Source organism: Streptomyces sp. NPDC060366 (assembly GCF_042725135.1).
In the GTDB taxonomy this organism is placed as follows: Bacteria; Actinomycetota; Actinomycetes; order Streptomycetales; family Streptomycetaceae; genus Streptomyces.
On record NZ_JBHXDC010000002.1, the window covers coordinates 629,390 to 646,076 of the forward strand.

Genomic DNA, 16,687 nt, shown 5'->3' on the forward strand with positions numbered 1-16,687 from the left:
GAACGGCACGCGAAAACGCGGGGTAACACCTCCGAACAGCCGGAAATGGCAACGGATTCACAACGAAAAGACCGCGATCCATTCTTCTTCGCGCACTCCCGCAACCGTTGGAGGGCCTGCCGTGGTCCTCTTCCGAGGTGGCCCGTAACCGAGGAGACGCCCCGCTCGGGCAGACGATAGATTTATCCGTACGATAGGGAGCCGCCCCCGAGCTTCGCACCCCTCGCCGTCGCCCCAGCGACGGTGGCGACCGCCCCGACGAGACGACCTACGAAGGACTTTTCAACGTGAACATCCGCTCCCTCACACGAGGCGATGGCGTGGTGATCGGAGCAGCGGTGGTGCTGTTCATCGCCTCGTTCCTCGACCTCGTCGGCATCGACTGCCCGCAGGGCGTCGACTGCTCGAGCTACAGCTCGAACGCCTGGGACTCGCTCGGTCTTGTGATGAGCATCTACATCGCCGGCATCATCGGCGCCGCGCTCATCGTCGTCGGTCGCGGCATGCCGGGCCGCAAGGTGGCAGGTCTCGACCTCGGCCAGTTCGGTGTCGCCCTGACCGTCTTCGCCCTGTGGACCGCGTTCTGGACCATCATCGACGCGAACAACGCGGGCGCCGGCCTGATCCTCGGCCTGCTCGCCACCATCGTGCTCGCCGCGGGCGCCCTCGCCACCCCGCTCGTTCCCGCCCTCAAGGCGCCGCTCGTCGGCGCCCCGAAGCCGCAGGTCGCTTCGCCGTACGGCCAGCCGGGCCACCCCGGCCAGGGTTACGGCTACCCGGGCGCCCAGCAGCAGCCTTACGGCGGCCAGCCGGGTCAGCCCCAGCCGGCGTACGGCGGTGCCCAGCCGGGCCAGCCGGGTCCGGGTCAGCCCTCGCAGGGCGGACAGCCGGGGGCCCCGGGTCCCAAGCAGGACGGCTCGTCCGGCGGCAACTTCGAGCCGTTCTGGTTCGCCGTGCCGGTGGCCCGTCCCCTGTACGGCGAGGACGGCTCGCCGTCCCCGATCGCCGAACTCGCTCCGGGTACCTGGTACTTGGCCGTCGAGCAGCGCGGTCCGGGCCTGATCGCCCAGACGCAGGACGGCCGTCGCGGTCTGCTTCAGGACACGACCGGCATCCAGCGCGGCTGAGCGGCGCGCACCACACATCCGACGGCCCCCGCCCTCCCCGGGCGGGGGCCGTCGGCGTACACCGGACACAGCATGTCGGCCAGGTGGGGGGTTTCACCCGCCCCGGAGCGGCAACACGGACGTCATGGCCACACGTCAACGCAGTGGAAGCAGCGCAGCAGCCACGATCCTCGTAGTGATCGCGGATGTCATGGCCTTCATCTTGGGCCTGTGGATTTTGATGTACCTGCTGGACGCCAACCGCGCCAACGACCTGGTGAACTTCGTCCAGGACGCGGCACGCTGGCTCGCCGGCTGGTCATACGACCTGTTCACCTTCGACGAGGCATGGGCTCGGGTGGTGTGCGGCTACGGTCTCGCGGCCGTGGTCTACCTGTTCATCGGCCACGCGCTGGCCGGCCGGATCCGTCGGGTCTGACGGCCCGTCAACAGCCCTGCTCAGCCGACCCGTTCGCAGCAGTCCGGCTCAAGTCCGGACGGCAGCCTCTCACCGCTGAAGACCGCCGTGGTCGCCTCGTCCCCCCCGAGCGCGGCCACGGCCAGCAGCAGTGAGGCGGCCGTCCAGCTCGTCAACTCCTCGGGCCAGACGGCCTTCTCGCCCTCGAAGACATAGCCCGTCCAGTACATTCCGCCGTCCGCGCGCAGATGCCCGATGGACTGGAGTACGTCCAGCGCCCGGTCCGACTCGCCCACCACCCAGAGCGCCAGGGCGAGTTCACAGCTCTCGCCGCCGGTCACCCACGGGTTGGGCAGTACGCAGCGCACCCCGAGTTCCGGGACGACGAAACGGTCCCAGCCCTCCTCGATCCGCGCCTTCGCCTGTGTTCCGGTCATCGCCCCGCCGAGGACCGGGTAGTACCAGTCCATCGAGTAGCGGCTCTTGTCGAGGAACCGTTCGGGGTGCTCACGGATCGCGTGCGCGAGCGATCCGGCCGCCAGCTCCCAGTCGGGCTGGGGCTCCTCACGTTCCTCGGCGATGGCGAGCGCACAGCGCAGCGCTTGGTGCACGGACGAACTGCCGGTCAGCAGCGCGTCGTCGACGGGCGTGCCGTCGGCCTCGCGCTTCCAGCCGATCTGCCCACCGGGCCGCTGGAGTGCCAGGACGAACTCGACGGCGGAGCGCACGACGGGCCACATCCGGTCGAGGAAGGCCTCGTCTCCGGTGGCCAGGTAGTGGTGCCAGACGCCGACGGCGGGATAGGCGCAGAAGTTGCTCTCACGGCTCAGGTCGGTGGGCCGGGCAGCCTCGCCGTCGTCGTAGGCGGCGTACCAGGACCCGTCCTCGTTCTGGTGCCGGGCCAGCCACTCGTACGCGCGCGCGGCCGCCTCGTGTTCGCCGGACGCGTCGAGCGCCATGGCGGCCTCGGTGTGGTCCCACGGATCGAGGTGGTGTCCGCGGAACCAGGGGATGGCGCCGTCGGGGCGCTGGACGGCGAGGATGCCGGCGACGGTCTCGTCGGCCTGATCAGCCGTCAGGACACCGGGCAGGACGAGGTGTTCGGTGCGGTCGGGTCCGCGACCGGGCAAGGTCACTTGCCCTCCGCCGTCGGCAGGTGCGGCTTGGTGGCGTAGGCGACGAAGCTCTTGCCGACGACCGGGTTGAGCAGTTGTTCGGCGAAGCGCGTCGCGAAGGGCTTCTTCATGATGTCCCAGACGAGGAGCTTGTGGTACGCGCGGACGGGCAGGGCCCGGTCGTTGTCCACGCCGAAGGCGCACTTGAGCCACCAGTACGGCGAGTGCAGGGCGTGCGCGTGATGGGTTCCGTACGGCCGGAGTCCGGCCTCCCGTATCCGGTCGAGGAGTTCATCGGCCTTGTAGATACGGATATGGCCGCCCTCGACCTCGTGGTACGCGTCGGAGAGCGACCAGCAGACCTTCTCGGGGCCGTAACGGGGCACGGTCACGGCGATCCGGCCGCCGGGCCGCAGGACGCGGACCATCTCGGCGAGTACGCCCTTGTCGTCGGGGATGTGCTCCATGACCTCGGAGATGATCACGACGTCGAAGGACTCGTCGGGGAAGGGGAGGTTCAGCGCGTCGCCCTCCATCGCGGTGGCGGTGGCGCCGGGTGGCGCCTCGCCGGCCTCCTTCATAGCGGCGAACCAGGTGGCGACCTCGCGGATCTCCGCACCGTTCCGGTCGAGGGCCACGACCTGGGCGCCGCGCCGGTAGCACTCGAAGGCGTGCCGGCCCGCGCCGCACCCCAGATCGAGCACCCGGTCGCCGGCGGCGAGCGGGAAACGGGAGAAGTCCACGGTCAGCACGAGTTCCTGCTTTCGCGGTCGGAATGGGGAGGGCGGGGGCGAGATGTCGGGACAAAGGGTCGGGGGGCGGGGGTCGGCCGGAACCGTCGGTCAGAAGGCCGTGGGACGGCGACAGGGCCGGCGCCGGGCGGAAGTCGTCATCGGCCGGCCGCCTTCGTGTGGGCGGCGACGGCCGCGCGGTACAGCTCGACGGTGCCCTCGGCGGCGCGCGCCCAGGTGAACCTGCTCAGCACCCGCTCGCGCCCTGCGGCGCCGAGGCGCTCGCGCAACTCCTGGTCTGCGAGCAGTCTGTTGAGCGCGACGGCCAGGGCGTCCGCGTCGCCGGGCGGCACGGCCAGACAGCTCTCGCCGTCGGCCCCCGCGACCTCGGGGATCGCGCCGCCGGTGGTGGCGACCAACGGGGTGCCGGTGGCCATGGCCTCGGCGGCGGGCAGCGAGAACCCCTCGTACAGGGAAGGCACGCACGCGATCTGCGCGCCGCGCACGAGGTCGACCAGTTCGGCGTCGGAGATGCCCTTGACGAACTGGACGGCGTCGCCGAGCCCGTACCGCTCGATGGCCCGGTAGACGGGCCCGTCCTCGGCGCGCTTGCCGACGACGACGAGATGCGCCGACGGGGTCGACGTCCGCACCTTGGCCAGCGCCTCGACCAGATGTATGAGCCCCTTCAGCGGCACGTCGGCGCTGGAGGTGGTGACGATCCGGCCCGGGATCTCGGGGACGGCGGGGTCCGGCGAGAAGAGGCGTGTGTCGGCGCCGATCGGGACGACCCGGATGCGGTCGGGCCGCACCCCGAGGTGGTCGGTGATCTCCTGCTTCGAGCTGCCGGAGACGGTGACCACGGCCGGCAGCCGGCGCGCGACGCGCTTCTGCATGCGGGTGAAGCCGTACCAGCGCCGTACGGAGGCGCGGGCGCGCCGCCCGTCGGCGGCGTCGATCTCCAGCCGCCGGTCGACGGTGATGGGGTGGTGGATGGTGGTGACGAGGGGGGCGCCGAGGTCGCCGAGGAGCCCGTAGCCAAGGGTCTGGTTGTCGTGGACGACGTCGAACTCGCCCTCGCGGGCTGCCAGATGACGGCGGGCGCGCAGCGAGAAGGTCAGCGGTTCGGGGAAGCCGCCGGTCCACATGGTGGCGACTTCGAGTGCGTCGATCCAGTCGCGGTACTCGCCGCGCTTCGGCGTCCGGAACGGGTCGGGCTGCCGGTAGAGGTCGAGACTGCCGAGTTCGGTGAGCGGGACGCCTTCGTCGAGTACGGGGTAGGGCTGGGCGCCGATGACCTCGACGCTGTGGCCGAGGCGGGCCAGCTCGCGTGAGAGGTGCCGTACGTAGACGCCCTGGCCGCCGCAGTAGGGGTTGCCCTTGTAGGTGAGGAGCGCGATCCGCAGCGGCCGGTCCGCCGCCGCGGAGGTGCCTGCGGGCCCTGCGGGGGTACCCGCCTCTACGGCCTCAGCGGTCACTCTCGGCCCTCACTTCTCACTTCACTTTCGGCGGAGCGTAACCGCTCGCGTCAATCCGGAACAAGTTCCCGCCCGGGGGACGGGAGGACACAGGGAGCCTCGAATCTACCGGCAGGTAGCGCCACACAGAGGGGCGGCCCCGGGTGATTCGCACCACGGCGGGCGCGTGCGGTGCGGCCGGAGTCGGCGGGTGGGCATGATCGATGACACGGCGTCAGACGACGCGCGTCCCCGATCGCGGGACGGCGTCGACACGAGCCGCTCCGGGGATCGGGACCGGTCCGGTCCGGAAGGCGCGCACCCCGGTGGTCCCGTCCGGTCGCGGCGCCGGCAGCGGCAACGCGGGAGAGGCCGCACCCGTCACGACCACCGTTCGCCGCATCCGCCGTCCTGCGCGTGACCGCCGCCCCCTCCGCTGGCCTGGCCGGGGGCCCCGCCGGGACCGCCCCGGCGGACCCGTCCGGTCGCGGCCCGGGCGGCGGCGTCCGGGGTGGGCGAAAAGGGGCCGGTAGAGTGAGCGCGTCGTCATCATGCCCGTACGGGGGGAAGCCGGTGCGAATCCGGCACTGACCCGCAACCGTGAGCCGCCCTCACCGGCGGCGAGTCGGAACACCCCGGACGCGGACGTGACCGGCTCGCGCCGCCGGAAACCCCCGGTGGCCGGCACCGTCGAGGCATACGGAGCCGAGCCCGGTACCTCAGCGTGCCTGCCCGGTTCCCGCGTTCACGCGTTTACGCAGGAGAGGCCGCACCCGCCATGACCACCGTTCGCCGCCACGTGGCGCGCGGCGCAGCAGCGCTCGCCGCAGCCGCCGTCCTGTGCGTGACCGCCGTCCCCTCCGTTGCCCTGGCCGCCCCGGCTTCCACTGCCGACGAGGGGGCCCCCGCCGGGCCGCCGGCCCCGCTCCCCGCCGGGATGTACGGCACGGCGGACCCGACCTACGATGGCGTCTGGCGCCAGTCGCTCGCCATGCTGGCGCAGCGCGCCGTGAACGTCATGCCCGCCGACTCCGCCGTCAGCTGGCTCCTCGGCCAGCAGTGCGACAGCGGCGCCTTCCCCGCGTACCGCCCCGACACCACGAAGCCCTGCGACGCGACGACCGTCGTCGACACCAACTCCACGGCCGCCGCCGTGCAGATACTGGCCGCGCTCACCACGTACCCGGACGCCATGAACAACGGCATGAGCTGGCTGGCCTCCGCGCAGAACAAGGACGGCGGCTGGGGGTACAGCGCGGGCGCGCCCAGCGACGCCAACTCCACGGGACTGGTGATAGGAGCACTGGCCGCCGGCGGCGCCCCGGTCGGCACACGGCTGTCGACGGACGGCAGGTCCCCGTACCAGGCGCTGAACACCTTCGCGATCCCCTGCGACGCGAAGGAGGGCGGCGGCGCGTTCGCGTACCAGCCGGACAAGTCCGGCAAATTGCTCCCCAACGCCGACGCCACGGCCGCCGGTCTGCTCGGCGGGATCGGGAAGCGGATGGTCACGACGGGCGTCGAGCCCGGCCCCGGTCCCGTCTGCCAGGATCTGCACCCGCTCACTCCGGAGCGCGCGGCGCGCAACGGCGCGTCGTATCTGGTGAAGGCGCTCGCCAAGACCGGCCATCTCGACCAGCCGCCCATGCCCGGCGCCGCCGACTCGGCGCCGCTGCCGGACTTCGGCAACACGGCGGACGCCGTTGTCGCGCTGACGACCGCCGGGTACGGCAAGCAGGCGGCGGCCCCGATGAAGTGGCTGGAGAAGAACTCGGCCGCGTGGGCGAAGGAGAACGGCCCCGCCGCCTACGCCCAGTTGATCTTCGCCGCGCACACGACGAGCACCGATCCGCGCACCTTCGGCGGCACCGACCTGGTGAAGGCCCTGAACGCGACGGGCCCGGCGCCCAAGTGGATCGGGCCCAAGCCGTTGACGACCGCCGAGCAGCAGAAGGTGCTGGCGGAGCAGAAGGCCGAGAAGCACAGCATGGCCGGGAACATCTGGACGATGGGCATCGGGGCGTTCGCCGCGCTCGTCATCTGCACGCTGTTCGTGGTGCGGGCGAAGCGGCGCCGGTCATGAGGCGGGCACCGGTACGCGTGCGGATACGGGCCCGGCGGGTCGTCCCGCTCGTCGCGGTCCTGCTCGCGTTCACCGGCGCGCTGACGGTGCCGGGCACGGGGACGGCCCACGCGGCGGGCTACCGCTACTGGTCGTTCTGGGAGAGCGACGGCGCGCGGTGGACGTACGCCACACAGGGACCGGCCCTCGCCCGCCCCGCCGACGGCGCGGTCAACGGTTTCCGCTTCGCGGTCAGCGCGGACAGCCAGGACGCGGCGAAGCCCCGCGAGACACCGGACTTCGCGGCCGTCTGCGGGTCGACCCCCGCGAAGAGCGGCGCCAAGCGGATCGCGGTGGTCGTCGACCCCGGTACGGAGGCGGACGCCCCGGACGGCGAGAAGCCGCCGGCGCCGCTCGCCGAGTGCGCCCGCGTCGACGCCGACGCGACGAGCGCGGACGCCCTCGCGGCGGTGGCGAAGCCCCTGCGCTACAACAGCGCCGCGCTGCTCTGCGCGATCAGCGGCTACCCGAAGTCGGGCTGCGGCGAACAGATCTCGGGCGAAGCGGACGCGTCCCCGGCCCCCACCGCCTCCCGCGCCACCGGCGGTCTCACCAGGGACGACGAGGACGAGACGGGTGGCACCCCGTCGCTCGGCATCCTCGCGGGAGCCGCGGCCGTGCTCACCCTGGCCGCGGCCGCCGTCTGGCAGGCGCGCCGTCGCCGCGGCTGAGCCGGCCGACGGGGTCCGCGACGAGGCCGACGCGGTCGACGGCACGGGCCGGGCGGGTACGGGCTCCGGCGTGGACGGCCCGCACCCCCGTGAGACGGACGGCCCCACCGCCCTGATGGCCGACGCCCCCGGAACCGACCGGGACGGCGACACACGGGTGAGCCGCGCGCCGGACGCGAACCGGGCCCCCGGCCCCGGCACGGAGCCTTACCCCGACGCTCCCGCCGGTGTGGCCGGGCGCGCGAGCGCCGACGTGGAGCGGGGCACCACAACGGGCCCCGCACCGGCACGGTCCGCCGGCGCGCCCGCGCGCACAGGCAGCGGTCCCGGCGCCCACCGCACGGGCCATAACGACGAACCGCCCCCTCCCCCGGAGGACAACGCCGACGCACCCACGCGCAGCCGCACGGACCAGGGCCGAGGCACCGGGACCGCACCGGCACGGTCCGCCGGCGCGCCATCGCGCACCCGCCGCAGCCTCCGCGCCCCACAAGCCACCCGCAGCAACGCCCTGCACGCCGGGGCGTGGTGGTTGTGGGCTCTCGGGCTGGCCGTCGCCGCCTCGCGGACCACCAATCCGCTGCTGCTCGGGCTCCTCGTCGGGGTGGCCGGTTACGTCGTCGCCGCCCGGCGGACCGACGCGCCGTGGGCCCGCTCGTACGGGGCCTTCGTCAAGCTCGGGCTCGCCGTCATCGTCGTGCGGCTCGTCTTCTCCGCCTTCCTCGGCTCGCCCGTCCCCGGCTCGCACCTGATCGTGACCCTGCCCGAACTGCCCCTGCCCGACTGGGCGAAGGGCGTCCGGATCGGGGGCCGGGTGACGGCCGAGCAGTTGGTGTTCGCGCTGTACGACGGTGCCAAGCTCGCCACGCTCCTCATCTGCGTGGGCGCCGCGAACGCGCTCGCCAATCCGGCCAGACTGCTCAAGTCCCTGCCGGGCGCGCTGTACGAGGCCGGTGTCGCCGTTGTCGTCGCCATGACCTTCGCGCCGAACATGGTCGCCGACGTCCTGCGCCTGCGCACCGCCCGCCGGCTGCGCGGCCGGCCGACCGGCGGCGTGAAGGCGATCCTCCAGATCGGACTGCCTGTCCTGGAGGGCGCGTTGGAGCGCTCCGTCGCCGTCGCCGCGTCGATGGACGCGCGCGGCTACGGCCGGACGGCCGCCGTACCGCCAGCCGTCCGGCACACCACCACCGCACTTACCCTCGGCGGCCTGCTCGGCGTCTGCGCGGGCACGTACGGGCTCCTCGCCGCCGAGGGCGCCGGATACGGTCTGCCCCTCCTCGGCATCGGGCTCGCCGCCGCGCTCGCCGGTCTGCGGCTCGGCGGGCGCCGTTCGGTCCGTACGCGCTACCGCCCCGACCTGTGGGGCGTCCGGGCCTGGCTGGTCGCGGGGTCGGGCGCGGCCGTCGCCGTGCTGATGATCCGGGCGGCCGCGTACGACCCGGCGGGCCTGCACCCCGGCGTCGTACCGCTCGTGGCACCCGGTCTGCCGCTCTGGCCCGCCGCCGGCATCCTGCTCGGCCTGCTCCCGGCCTTCGTCGCGCCCCTGCCCGCCACCCCCACCACCACACCCGAGGAGAAGACCCGGTGATCCGGTTCGAGCAGGTGTCGGTGACCTACGCCGACGCACCGGCCCCCGCCCTCCGGGGAGTCGATCTCACCGTCCCCGAGGGCGAGTTGGTGCTGCTCGTCGGCCCCTCGGGCGTCGGCAAGTCCACCCTGCTGGGCGCGGTGTCCGGGCTCGTCCCGCACTTCACCGGCGGCCGGCTCCGCGGCCGGGTGACCGTCGACGGCCGCGACACCCGCACCCACAAGCCGCGCGAACTCGCCGATCTCGTCGGCACGGTGGGCCAGGACCCGCTCGCCCACTTCGTCACGGACACGGTCGAGGACGAACTGGCCTACGGCATGGAGTCGTTGGGCCTGGCCCCCGACGTGATGCGGCGACGCGTCGAGGAGACCCTGGACCTGCTCGGCCTGGCCGAGCTGCGCGACCGCCCGATCGCCACTCTCTCCGGCGGCCAGCGGCAGCGCGTAGCGATCGGTTCCGTGCTGACCCCGCACCCCAAGGTGCTGGTCCTGGACGAGCCGACGTCCGCGCTCGACCCGGCGGCGGCCGAGGAGGTGCTGGCCGTACTGCAACGGCTGGTGCACGACCTGGGGACGACCGTGCTGATGGCCGAACACCGGCTGGAGCGGGTCGTGCAGTACGCGGACCAGGTCATCCTCCTCCCCGGCCCCGGCGAGGCCCCGGTCGTCGGCGAGCCGGAGCGGATCATGGCCGTCTCCCCCGTCTGTCCGCCGGTGGTGGCGCTCGGCCGGCTGGCCGGCTGGGACCCGCTGCCGCTGTCCGTACGCGACGCGCGCCGCCGGGCGGCCGGTCTGCGCGACCGACTCGCCGCAACGACGCCGCCGTCGGCGGACGAGGCGGCGCCGTCTCCCGTGGCACCGGCCGGCCGGCCGACCACGCCCCGTACCGCGCTCGGCCGCCTGCTGCACCGCCGGCCACCGGAGCCCGGCAACCCGGGCACCGAGATCGCGACGGCCGGCCGACTCGCCGTACGGCGCGGCCGGATCGAGGCGCTGCGCGGCATCGACCTCACCGTCACCCCCGGCGAGACCGTCGCGCTCATGGGCCGCAACGGCGCGGGCAAGTCCACGCTGCTCGCCACCCTCGTCGGCATGGTCGAGCCCTCGTCCGGCTCGGTCACCGTCGGCGGGCGCGCCCCGCACCGTACCCATCCGCGCGAGCTGATCCGGCAGGTCGGGCTCGTCCCGCAGGAGCCGCGCGACCTGCTGTACGCGGACACGGTCGCCGCCGAGTGCGCGGCGGCGGACGCCGACGCGGGTGCGCCGCCCGGCAGTTGCCGCGCGCTGGTCGACGAACTGCTGCCGCACGTACCCGACACGACGCATCCGCGTGACCTGTCGGAGGGGCAGCGGCTGGCGCTGGCGCTGGCGATCGTACTGACGGGCCGGCCCCCGCTGCTGCTCCTGGACGAGCCGACGCGCGGACTGGACTACGCCGCGAAGGCCCGCCTCGTGGACGTCCTGCGCGCGCTCGCGGCCGAAGGGCACGCGATCGTACTGGCCACCCACGATGTGGAGCTGGCCGCCGAACTCGCCCGCCGGGTGGTGATCCTGGCCGACGGCGAGATCGTCGCCGACGGTCCGACGTCCCAAGTGGTCGTCTCCTCACCGGCGTTCGCACCCCAGGTCGCGAAGATCATGGCGCCGCAAGGCTGGCTGACGGTCTCTCAGGTACGCCAGGCACTGGCAAGCAGTGCAACGGGTACGAGCGGGGCCGCGGCTTCACCCGACGCGACCGGCACGGCGGATGCGACGGGTGCGATTGGCGCGACCGGTACGCCGGACGCACACAGCGCGACCGTCGCGCCGGGTACGACTGACGCACACGGCGGGACCGGCCCGGCGGGTACGACCGGTACGCCGGACGCGCACGACACGACCGGCCCGGCGGATGCGACCCGCACCGGCGAGGATCCGGCATGAGCGCCGCGCCCGACCCCCAGGCCCGCGCCGTACGCCTCGGTCCCCGTTCCGTCGCCGCGCTCGCCCTCGTCAGCGCGATCGGCGTGATCGCCTTCGGATGGCCGCTGCTCGCCGACTCCGCCTCCGGGCTCGCCCACTCCCGGGACGCGCCCTGGCTCTTCGCCGTGCTGCTCCCGCTCCTGGTCGCCGTCGTCGTCGCGACGATCGCCGACTCCGGCCTCGACGCCAAGGCGGTCGCCATGCTCGGCGTACTGGCCGCCGTCGGCGCCGCGCTGCGCCCGCTCGGCGCGGGGACGGCCGGTCTGGAGCCGATGTTCTTCCTGATGGTGCTGAGCGGCCGGGTCCTGGGCCCCGGCTTCGGTTTCGTCCTCGGCGCGGTCACGATGTTCGCCTCCGCGCTGCTGACCGGCGGCGTCGGACCGTGGATGCCGTTCCAGATGCTGTCGATGGGCTGGTTCACGATGGGCGCGGGGCTGCTGCCGGGCCCGGACCGGCTGCGCGGACGCGGGGAGTCTCTGATGCTCGCCGCGTACGGGGCCCTCGCCGCCTTCGCGTACGGCACGATCATGAATCTCCAGGGCTGGACCTATATCGGCGGGCTCTCCTCCGGGATCTCGTTCCTGCCGGGCGACCCGGTCCACGAGAATCTGGTGCGCTTCCTGGCGTACTGCGCGGCGACGTCGTTCGGCTGGGACCTGGGGCGGGCGGCGCTCACCGTCGTACTGACGCTGACGATCGGCGCCACGGTCCTCAAGGCGCTGCGCCGGGCGACCCGGCGGGCCGCGTTCGACGCGGAGGTCGCCTTCGAGGAACCGGCCGGGCGGCCCCCGCGCTGAGCCGGGCGTCAGCCGGCGCGGCCCGGTTCTCCCACCGGCTCCCCCGGCGCCGCCGCCTCCCACTCCAACTCCCCCACCGTCTCGTCCCCGCTCGTCTCTCCCGTCAGCCGGAACCCGAGCCCCAGGTAGAAGCGTTCGGGCCCGTCGTCGCCCGGCTCCCAGGTGGCGGTCAGACGGGTGCCGCCGCGGCGGCGGATCTCGGCGGCCACGGCGCCGACCGCGAAACGGCCGTAGCCACGCCCTTGTTCACCGGCCGCGATGTTGAGACGCCACAGGCCCGAGCGGATGTCCCTGCCCGTCCCGTCGCCCGCGAAGTCGATGTCGAGGAAGGCCATCAGGAAGCCGACGGTCCGCTCCCCGTCGAGGATGAGCCGGGGCCAGGCGACGTCCGGGTGGACGTACGCCTCGGCGAGGGACTTCACGACGGGCGCGACCAAATGCTCCTGGTCGGGGCGGACCTTGACGCCGAGCGCGGCGTCGAGGTTGCCGGGGGTGATCTTCTCCAGCCGGAGCGCGGTTGTCATCCGAGAACGATAGAAGTCCGCGCCGGGCGATCAAGTGGTTTACCGGGCAGCCGACTTCGTGGCCCCGTCCCGCTCCCCCGGTCCGGCCGCGCCGTCCGCCGGGCCCTCCCCGTCCGTGGTCTTCAGCCCCGTGACGGCTCCCGGCACTTCCACGGGCCCCGGTTTCAGCGTCGGCCGCACCGCCCGCTGGAGCCTGCGCGGCCCCGACAGGACGTACGTGAGGGTGAAGCCCGCGCCCACGACCACCGCGCCGCCCACCGCGTCCAGCACCCAGTGGTTGGCCGTGGCGACGATCGCGCAGACGGTGAACAGCGGATGGAGCAGCCCCAGGAGCTTCATCCACATCTTGGGCGCCAGCAGCACGATCACGATCCCGCACCACAGCGACCAGCCGAAGTGCAGCGACGGCATCGCCGCGTACTGGTTGGTGATGGTGGTCATCGGGCCGTAGTCCGGGTTCGCGAGGTCCTGCGGGCCGTGCACCGTGTCGATGTAGTCCAGGCCCGGCATCAGCCGCGGCGGTGCCAGTGGGTAGAGCCAGAAGCCGAGCAGCGCGAGCAGGGTGGCGAAGGCGAGCGAGGCGCGCGCCCAGCGGTAGTCGGCGGGCCGCCGTACGTACAGGACGGCGAGGATGGCCAGCGGCACGACGAAGTGGAACGAGGTGTAGTAGAAGTCGAAGAATCCTTCCGCCCAACTCGCCTTCACCACCGCGTGGTTGACCCAGTGCTCGACGTCGATGCCGAGAGCTTCCTCTATGGCGATGACCTGGTGGGCGTGCGACTCGGCGGCCTCGCGTCCGCCGGTGGCGGCGGCCCGGATGTGCGAGTAGACGGAGTAGCCGACGCGGATGGCGAGCAGTTCGAGCAGCAGGTTCGGCCGGGTGACCAGCCGCCGCCAGAACGGCGCGAGCGGGACGTGTCTCCAGCGCGCGGCGACGGGCTTCGCGTACTCGGTCGCGATCGGCCGCGTGAAGTACGGCGACGTACGGGACTGGAAGGGGACGGCGCAGGCGGCGGCCAGGGCCGCGATCAGCAGCACGTTGTCCCGCACCGGGTGCAGGAGCGTCATGTTCGGCAGCATCATCTTGCCGGGCAGCGTCATGACTATCACCACGACCGCCGGCCACACGGGCCGGTCGGCGGCGCGGGTGCCGACCCGGCCGACGAGCGCGAGCAGCAGCCACAGCAACTGGTGCTGCCACGCGGTGGGCGAGACGGCGACGGCCACGCAGCCGGTGATCGCGACGGCCAGTAGCAGCTGCCCATCCAGTGCGTAGCGCGCCGCGCGGCGCAGCCCGACGAAGCAGACGGCCGCGGCCAGCACGACGAACAGCGCGATCTCCAGCGGTCCTTCGAGGCCCATCCGCAACAGCGCCCCGTGCAGGGACTGGTTGGCGAGGCTGTCCGGGCTCTCGCCGAGACCCGCGCCCGCGAGATGGCGGGTCACGTACGTCCAGGTGTCGCTCGGCAGCACCACCCAGGCGAGCGCCGTACAGGCCGCGAACGTGCCGACCGTGGAGAGGGCCTGGCGTCTGCGGCCGGTCAGCCAGAGCAGTGGGGCGAACAGCAGCACGGCGGGCTGGAGGGCGGCGCCGAGACCGATGAGGATGCCGGGACCGGGTTGACCCCGGTCGCCGCGCGCGACGAAGAATCCGACCAGGACGAGAAGCACCGGGATGATGCTGGTCTGGCCGAGGTGGAAGCTGTTGCGGACCGGCAGGGACAGCATGAGCAGGCTGATCGCGACCGGCGCGGCGAGAACTCTCGTACGGCGGGAGACGGGGCCCGGTACGGCGCGCGCGGCGACGAGACCGAGTGCGACGACGAGCAGCAGTGTGCCGAGGGTCCAGGCGACCCCGAGGGCGTGTTCGGCGGCCCGGCCGAGTGGTTTGAGCACGAGGCCGGAGAACGGGGTGCCGGTGAACTTCCCGCTCTCGTACAGCGAGCCCGACACATGCAGTACGCCGTTCTCCCCGATCCAGGTCTCCAGATCGAGCAGCCGCTCGCCGGGGGGCAGCCGCAGGACGGCCACCGCCTGCCGTACCGCGAGACCGGCCGCGAGGGCCCAGAGCACCGCGCGTGCGACCCCGAATCCGCTGCCTGCCACCGTGCTGCCCCGCACACCCTGCTCCGCATTCGCCACGCCGCGCCGACCCTCCGTTTCCAACCCTCGACCCTGGGTCATGAGCCTCGCATTCCCCCACTGTGGAGACTCAGGCAACCCCCTCTTCGCCTGAGTGTCATCCCTGTTTTGTCCAAATGCCGATGAAAGCACCGATGACACCACAGTCGACCGGCCGGGGCACCGTGCCCCTCGGGAGCGCGGCCAGGAACCGTACCGGCGGCCGATGCCGTCTGAGGCGTTGGGTTGACGCGCCGGACGGACGGCACGCGACGCGGCATGGGGGGTACGGGGGATGCGGGGCACGCCGGGCATATGGGGCACGCGGAGGGCTCGACGGGCGCTGGTGGTGGTGTGCGCGCTGTTGCTGGCACAGCTCGGGTCGCTGATCGCACCGGCGTACGCGTGCGGCTGCGGCGCGATGGTGCCGGGCCGTCAGTCCACGGTGGGGGTCGACCGGGAGACGTCGGTGGTCCGTTGGGACGGCGCCACGGAGCAGATCGTGATGCGTTTCACGGTGAACGGGAACGCGCCGGAGGCCGCGTGGATCATGCCGGTGCCGAACCGCGCGGATGTGGAACTGGGCGATCCGGATCTCTTCGGCGAACTCGACGCCCTCACGGAGCCGGAGCGCCGTACCCGCCACTACTTCTGGCCGCGCGACGACGACTGGCCCTTCGCTTCGGACGGCGACGGCATGTCGGCCGGCGCGCCGCTGCCGGGCGACGCCGCGCCCCCGGTCGGAGTCGTCGGCCGCGAACGCCTCGGCGACTTCGACGTGGCACGCCTGACGGCGACGGACCCCGACGCGCTGCGGGACTGGCTGGAGACGAACGGCTTCGAACTGCCGGCGGACCTCGCGACGGGGCTCCAGCCGTACGTGGACCAGGAGTGGGAGTACGTCGCGGTCCGGCTGGCCCCGGAGGAGGAAGGCGCGCCCCTGCGCGGGACGCTCGACCCGCTGCGGCTGAGCTTCGAGAGCGACCGGCTGGTCTACCCGATGCGCCTGTCCCGACTGGCGGACCAGCCCCAGTCGCTGGGCCTGTACGTGCTGGCCGACCACCGGATGGAACCGCGCGCGTCGATCGGCGGGGACGAGCCGGAGATACGCTTCGCGGGCCGGGTCTCGGCCGAGGACTCACCGGCGCTGGGTGAACTGGCGGGCGCGGAGGGGATGTTCCTCACGGCGATCGACCAGTACTTCCCGCGCCCCGAACGCATCGACGCGGACCACGAGTTGCGCGCGACGGCGTCGGACACGCCGTACCGCCGCGTGTACTACGACTACGAGCTGCGCATGTTCGCGGGCGTCCCGGCGTGGCTGGCGGCGGTGGGCGGCGTGTTCGTGGTGCTGACGCTGCTGGTGGTGGTCACGGCGGTGCTGCGGGTACGGCGCCGGACGGGCGGCGTACCGCCGGGCTAGTGGCTGGCCCGGCGCCCGCCGAAATGCGTTTCGCGCGGTGCGGGAGGGGCCCTACTGTGGCGCGGTGACGACTCGGATGATCATTCTCAACGGCGGTTCGAGCTCGGGGAAGTCCGGGATCGTGCGGTGCCTGCAAGCCGTACTGCCGGACCCGTGGCTCGCGTTCGGGGTCGACTCGCTGGTCGACGCCATGCCCGCGAAGATGCACGGATCCGCCGGGGGCATCGAGTTCACCGCGGACGGCGGGGTGAGGGTCGGGGCGGATTTCACGGCCCTGGACGCGGCCTGGGTGGAGGGCGTGGTGGGGATGGCCCGCGCGGGCGCCAGGGTCATCATCGACGACGTCTTCCTCGGCGGACCGGCGTCCCAGCGGCGATGGCGGAAGGCCGTCGGCGGGGTGGACGTGCTGTGGGTCGGCGTCAGATGTGACGCCCCGGTCGCGGCGGCCCGCGAGATCGCCCGCGGGGACCGGACCCGGGGGATGGCCGAGTCACAGGCGGAGGTGGTCCACAAGGGCGTGGTCTACGACCTGGAGGTGGACACGACACACACGGAGTCCCTGATGTGCGCGCGAACGATCGCGTCGCGTGTAATCGACTGACGGCGCGCGGTTGTTGGTGTGCGTGGGTGGCCGCCTGGGGCCGGCCGCG

The 16,687-nt window shown here is 73.1% G+C and carries 14 protein-coding genes and 1 riboswitch; of the genes, 9 read left to right on the plus strand and 5 right to left on the minus strand.

The window, feature by feature from the left end:
- Nucleotides 1-287 precede the first annotated feature (287 nt).
- Together ACFWHU_RS07490 and ACFWHU_RS07495 are read left to right on the plus strand one after the other, a co-directional pair.
- Nucleotides 288-1,127 (plus strand): hypothetical protein, encoded by an 840-nt coding sequence (locus ACFWHU_RS07490; RefSeq protein WP_385792906.1) that lies wholly within the window; start codon nucleotides 288-290, stop codon nucleotides 1,125-1,127.
- Nucleotides 1,128-1,251: 124 nt separating this feature from the next.
- Entirely contained in the window at nucleotides 1,252-1,545 is a 294-nt protein-coding gene (locus ACFWHU_RS07495; RefSeq protein WP_385792905.1) for a hypothetical protein, read from the plus strand.
- A 20-nt stretch (nucleotides 1,546-1,565) separates the two neighbouring features.
- On the opposite strand, the gene ACFWHU_RS07500 is transcribed toward ACFWHU_RS07495, so the two are convergent.
- The 3 genes from ACFWHU_RS07500 to ACFWHU_RS07510 all read right to left on the minus strand — a co-directional run bounded on the left by ACFWHU_RS07500 (nucleotide 1,566) and on the right by ACFWHU_RS07510 (nucleotide 4,848).
- The gene (locus ACFWHU_RS07500) at nucleotides 1,566-2,654 is read right to left on the minus strand and encodes a prenyltransferase/squalene oxidase repeat-containing protein (RefSeq protein WP_387224472.1); all 1,089 of its coding nucleotides are present in this window, start codon (nucleotides 2,652-2,654) and stop codon (nucleotides 1,566-1,568) included.
- 2 nt (nucleotides 2,655-2,656) lie between these two features.
- Nucleotides 2,657-3,391, minus strand: a complete 735-nt coding sequence (locus tag ACFWHU_RS07505) for a class I SAM-dependent methyltransferase (RefSeq protein ID WP_385792904.1) — start codon at nucleotides 3,389-3,391, stop codon at nucleotides 2,657-2,659.
- A gap of 137 nt (nucleotides 3,392-3,528) precedes the next feature.
- On the minus strand, nucleotides 3,529-4,848 hold the full coding sequence (locus ACFWHU_RS07510) for a glycosyltransferase family 4 protein (protein WP_387224287.1): 1,320 nt from the start codon (nucleotides 4,846-4,848) through the stop codon (nucleotides 3,529-3,531).
- 542 nt (nucleotides 4,849-5,390) lie between these two features.
- A riboswitch (cobalamin riboswitch) is annotated at nucleotides 5,391-5,463 on the plus strand.
- A gap of 142 nt (nucleotides 5,464-5,605) precedes the next feature.
- Here ACFWHU_RS07510 and ACFWHU_RS07515 point away from each other — a divergent pair.
- The 5 genes from ACFWHU_RS07515 to ACFWHU_RS07535 all read left to right on the plus strand — a co-directional run bounded on the left by ACFWHU_RS07515 (nucleotide 5,606) and on the right by ACFWHU_RS07535 (nucleotide 11,969).
- Complete coding sequence (locus ACFWHU_RS07515) at nucleotides 5,606-6,910, plus strand: prenyltransferase/squalene oxidase repeat-containing protein (protein WP_387224288.1); 1,305 nt, start codon at nucleotides 5,606-5,608, stop codon at nucleotides 6,908-6,910.
- Nucleotides 6,907-7,620, plus strand: coding sequence for an SCO2322 family protein (locus ACFWHU_RS07520; RefSeq protein ID WP_387224289.1), 714 nt, complete (start codon nucleotides 6,907-6,909; stop codon nucleotides 7,618-7,620). Before ACFWHU_RS07515 ends, ACFWHU_RS07520 begins: the two co-directional genes overlap by 4 nt.
- A gap of 511 nt (nucleotides 7,621-8,131) precedes the next feature.
- A complete protein-coding gene (locus ACFWHU_RS07525; protein ID WP_385793098.1) occupies nucleotides 8,132-9,211 on the plus strand; it encodes an energy-coupling factor transporter transmembrane protein EcfT in 1,080 nt (359 codons plus the stop codon).
- Nucleotides 9,208-11,133 carry an ABC transporter ATP-binding protein gene (locus tag ACFWHU_RS07530; RefSeq protein ID WP_387224290.1) on the plus strand — a complete coding sequence of 642 codons (1,926 nt, stop codon included), beginning with the start codon at nucleotides 9,208-9,210 and terminating at the stop codon, nucleotides 11,131-11,133. Before ACFWHU_RS07525 ends, ACFWHU_RS07530 begins: the two co-directional genes overlap by 4 nt.
- The gene (locus ACFWHU_RS07535) at nucleotides 11,130-11,969 is read left to right on the plus strand and encodes an ECF transporter S component (protein WP_385792898.1); all 840 of its coding nucleotides are present in this window, start codon (nucleotides 11,130-11,132) and stop codon (nucleotides 11,967-11,969) included. The genes ACFWHU_RS07530 and ACFWHU_RS07535 overlap by 4 nt, the downstream gene beginning before the upstream one ends.
- Before the next feature lie 8 nt (nucleotides 11,970-11,977).
- Here the strand turns inward: ACFWHU_RS07535 and ACFWHU_RS07540 are convergent, their stop codons facing one another.
- Complete coding sequence (locus tag ACFWHU_RS07540) at nucleotides 11,978-12,493, minus strand: GNAT family N-acetyltransferase (protein ID WP_387224292.1); 516 nt, start codon at nucleotides 12,491-12,493, stop codon at nucleotides 11,978-11,980.
- 39 nt (nucleotides 12,494-12,532) lie between these two features.
- Complete coding sequence (locus ACFWHU_RS07545; RefSeq protein ID WP_387224294.1) at nucleotides 12,533-14,677, minus strand: bifunctional glycosyltransferase 87/phosphatase PAP2 family protein; 2,145 nt, start codon at nucleotides 14,675-14,677, stop codon at nucleotides 12,533-12,535.
- 232 nt (nucleotides 14,678-14,909) lie between these two features.
- Between ACFWHU_RS07545 and ACFWHU_RS07550 the strand changes: the two genes are divergently transcribed.
- Complete coding sequence (locus ACFWHU_RS07550) at nucleotides 14,910-16,037, plus strand: DUF2330 domain-containing protein (RefSeq protein ID WP_387224296.1); 1,128 nt, start codon at nucleotides 14,910-14,912, stop codon at nucleotides 16,035-16,037.
- 64 nt (nucleotides 16,038-16,101) lie between these two features.
- The gene (gene cpt, locus ACFWHU_RS07555; protein ID WP_387224298.1) at nucleotides 16,102-16,638 is read left to right on the plus strand and encodes a chloramphenicol phosphotransferase CPT; all 537 of its coding nucleotides are present in this window, start codon (nucleotides 16,102-16,104) and stop codon (nucleotides 16,636-16,638) included.
- The last annotated feature ends 49 nt before the right edge of the window (nucleotides 16,639-16,687 follow it).

What these genes read in the sequence shown, in the direction of transcription:
- ACFWHU_RS07495 (WP_385792905.1), top strand. Translation starts at nt 1,252, where the DNA reads ATGGCCACACGTCAACGCAGTGGAAGCAGCGCAGCAGCCACGATCCTC.
- ACFWHU_RS07515 (WP_387224288.1), top strand. Translation starts at nt 5,606, where the DNA reads ATGACCACCGTTCGCCGCCACGTGGCGCGCGGCGCAGCAGCGCTCGCC.
- ACFWHU_RS07520 (WP_387224289.1), top strand. Translation starts at nt 6,907, where the DNA reads ATGAGGCGGGCACCGGTACGCGTGCGGATACGGGCCCGGCGGGTCGTC.
- ACFWHU_RS07535 (WP_385792898.1), top strand. Translation starts at nt 11,130, where the DNA reads ATGAGCGCCGCGCCCGACCCCCAGGCCCGCGCCGTACGCCTCGGTCCC.
- ACFWHU_RS07540 (WP_387224292.1), bottom strand. Translation starts at nt 12,493, where the DNA reads ATGACAACCGCGCTCCGGCTGGAGAAGATCACCCCCGGCAACCTCGAC.
- ACFWHU_RS07545 (WP_387224294.1), bottom strand. Translation starts at nt 14,677, where the DNA reads ATGACCCAGGGTCGAGGGTTGGAAACGGAGGGTCGGCGCGGCGTGGCG.
- ACFWHU_RS07550 (WP_387224296.1), top strand. Translation starts at nt 14,910, where the DNA reads ATGCGGGGCACGCCGGGCATATGGGGCACGCGGAGGGCTCGACGGGCG.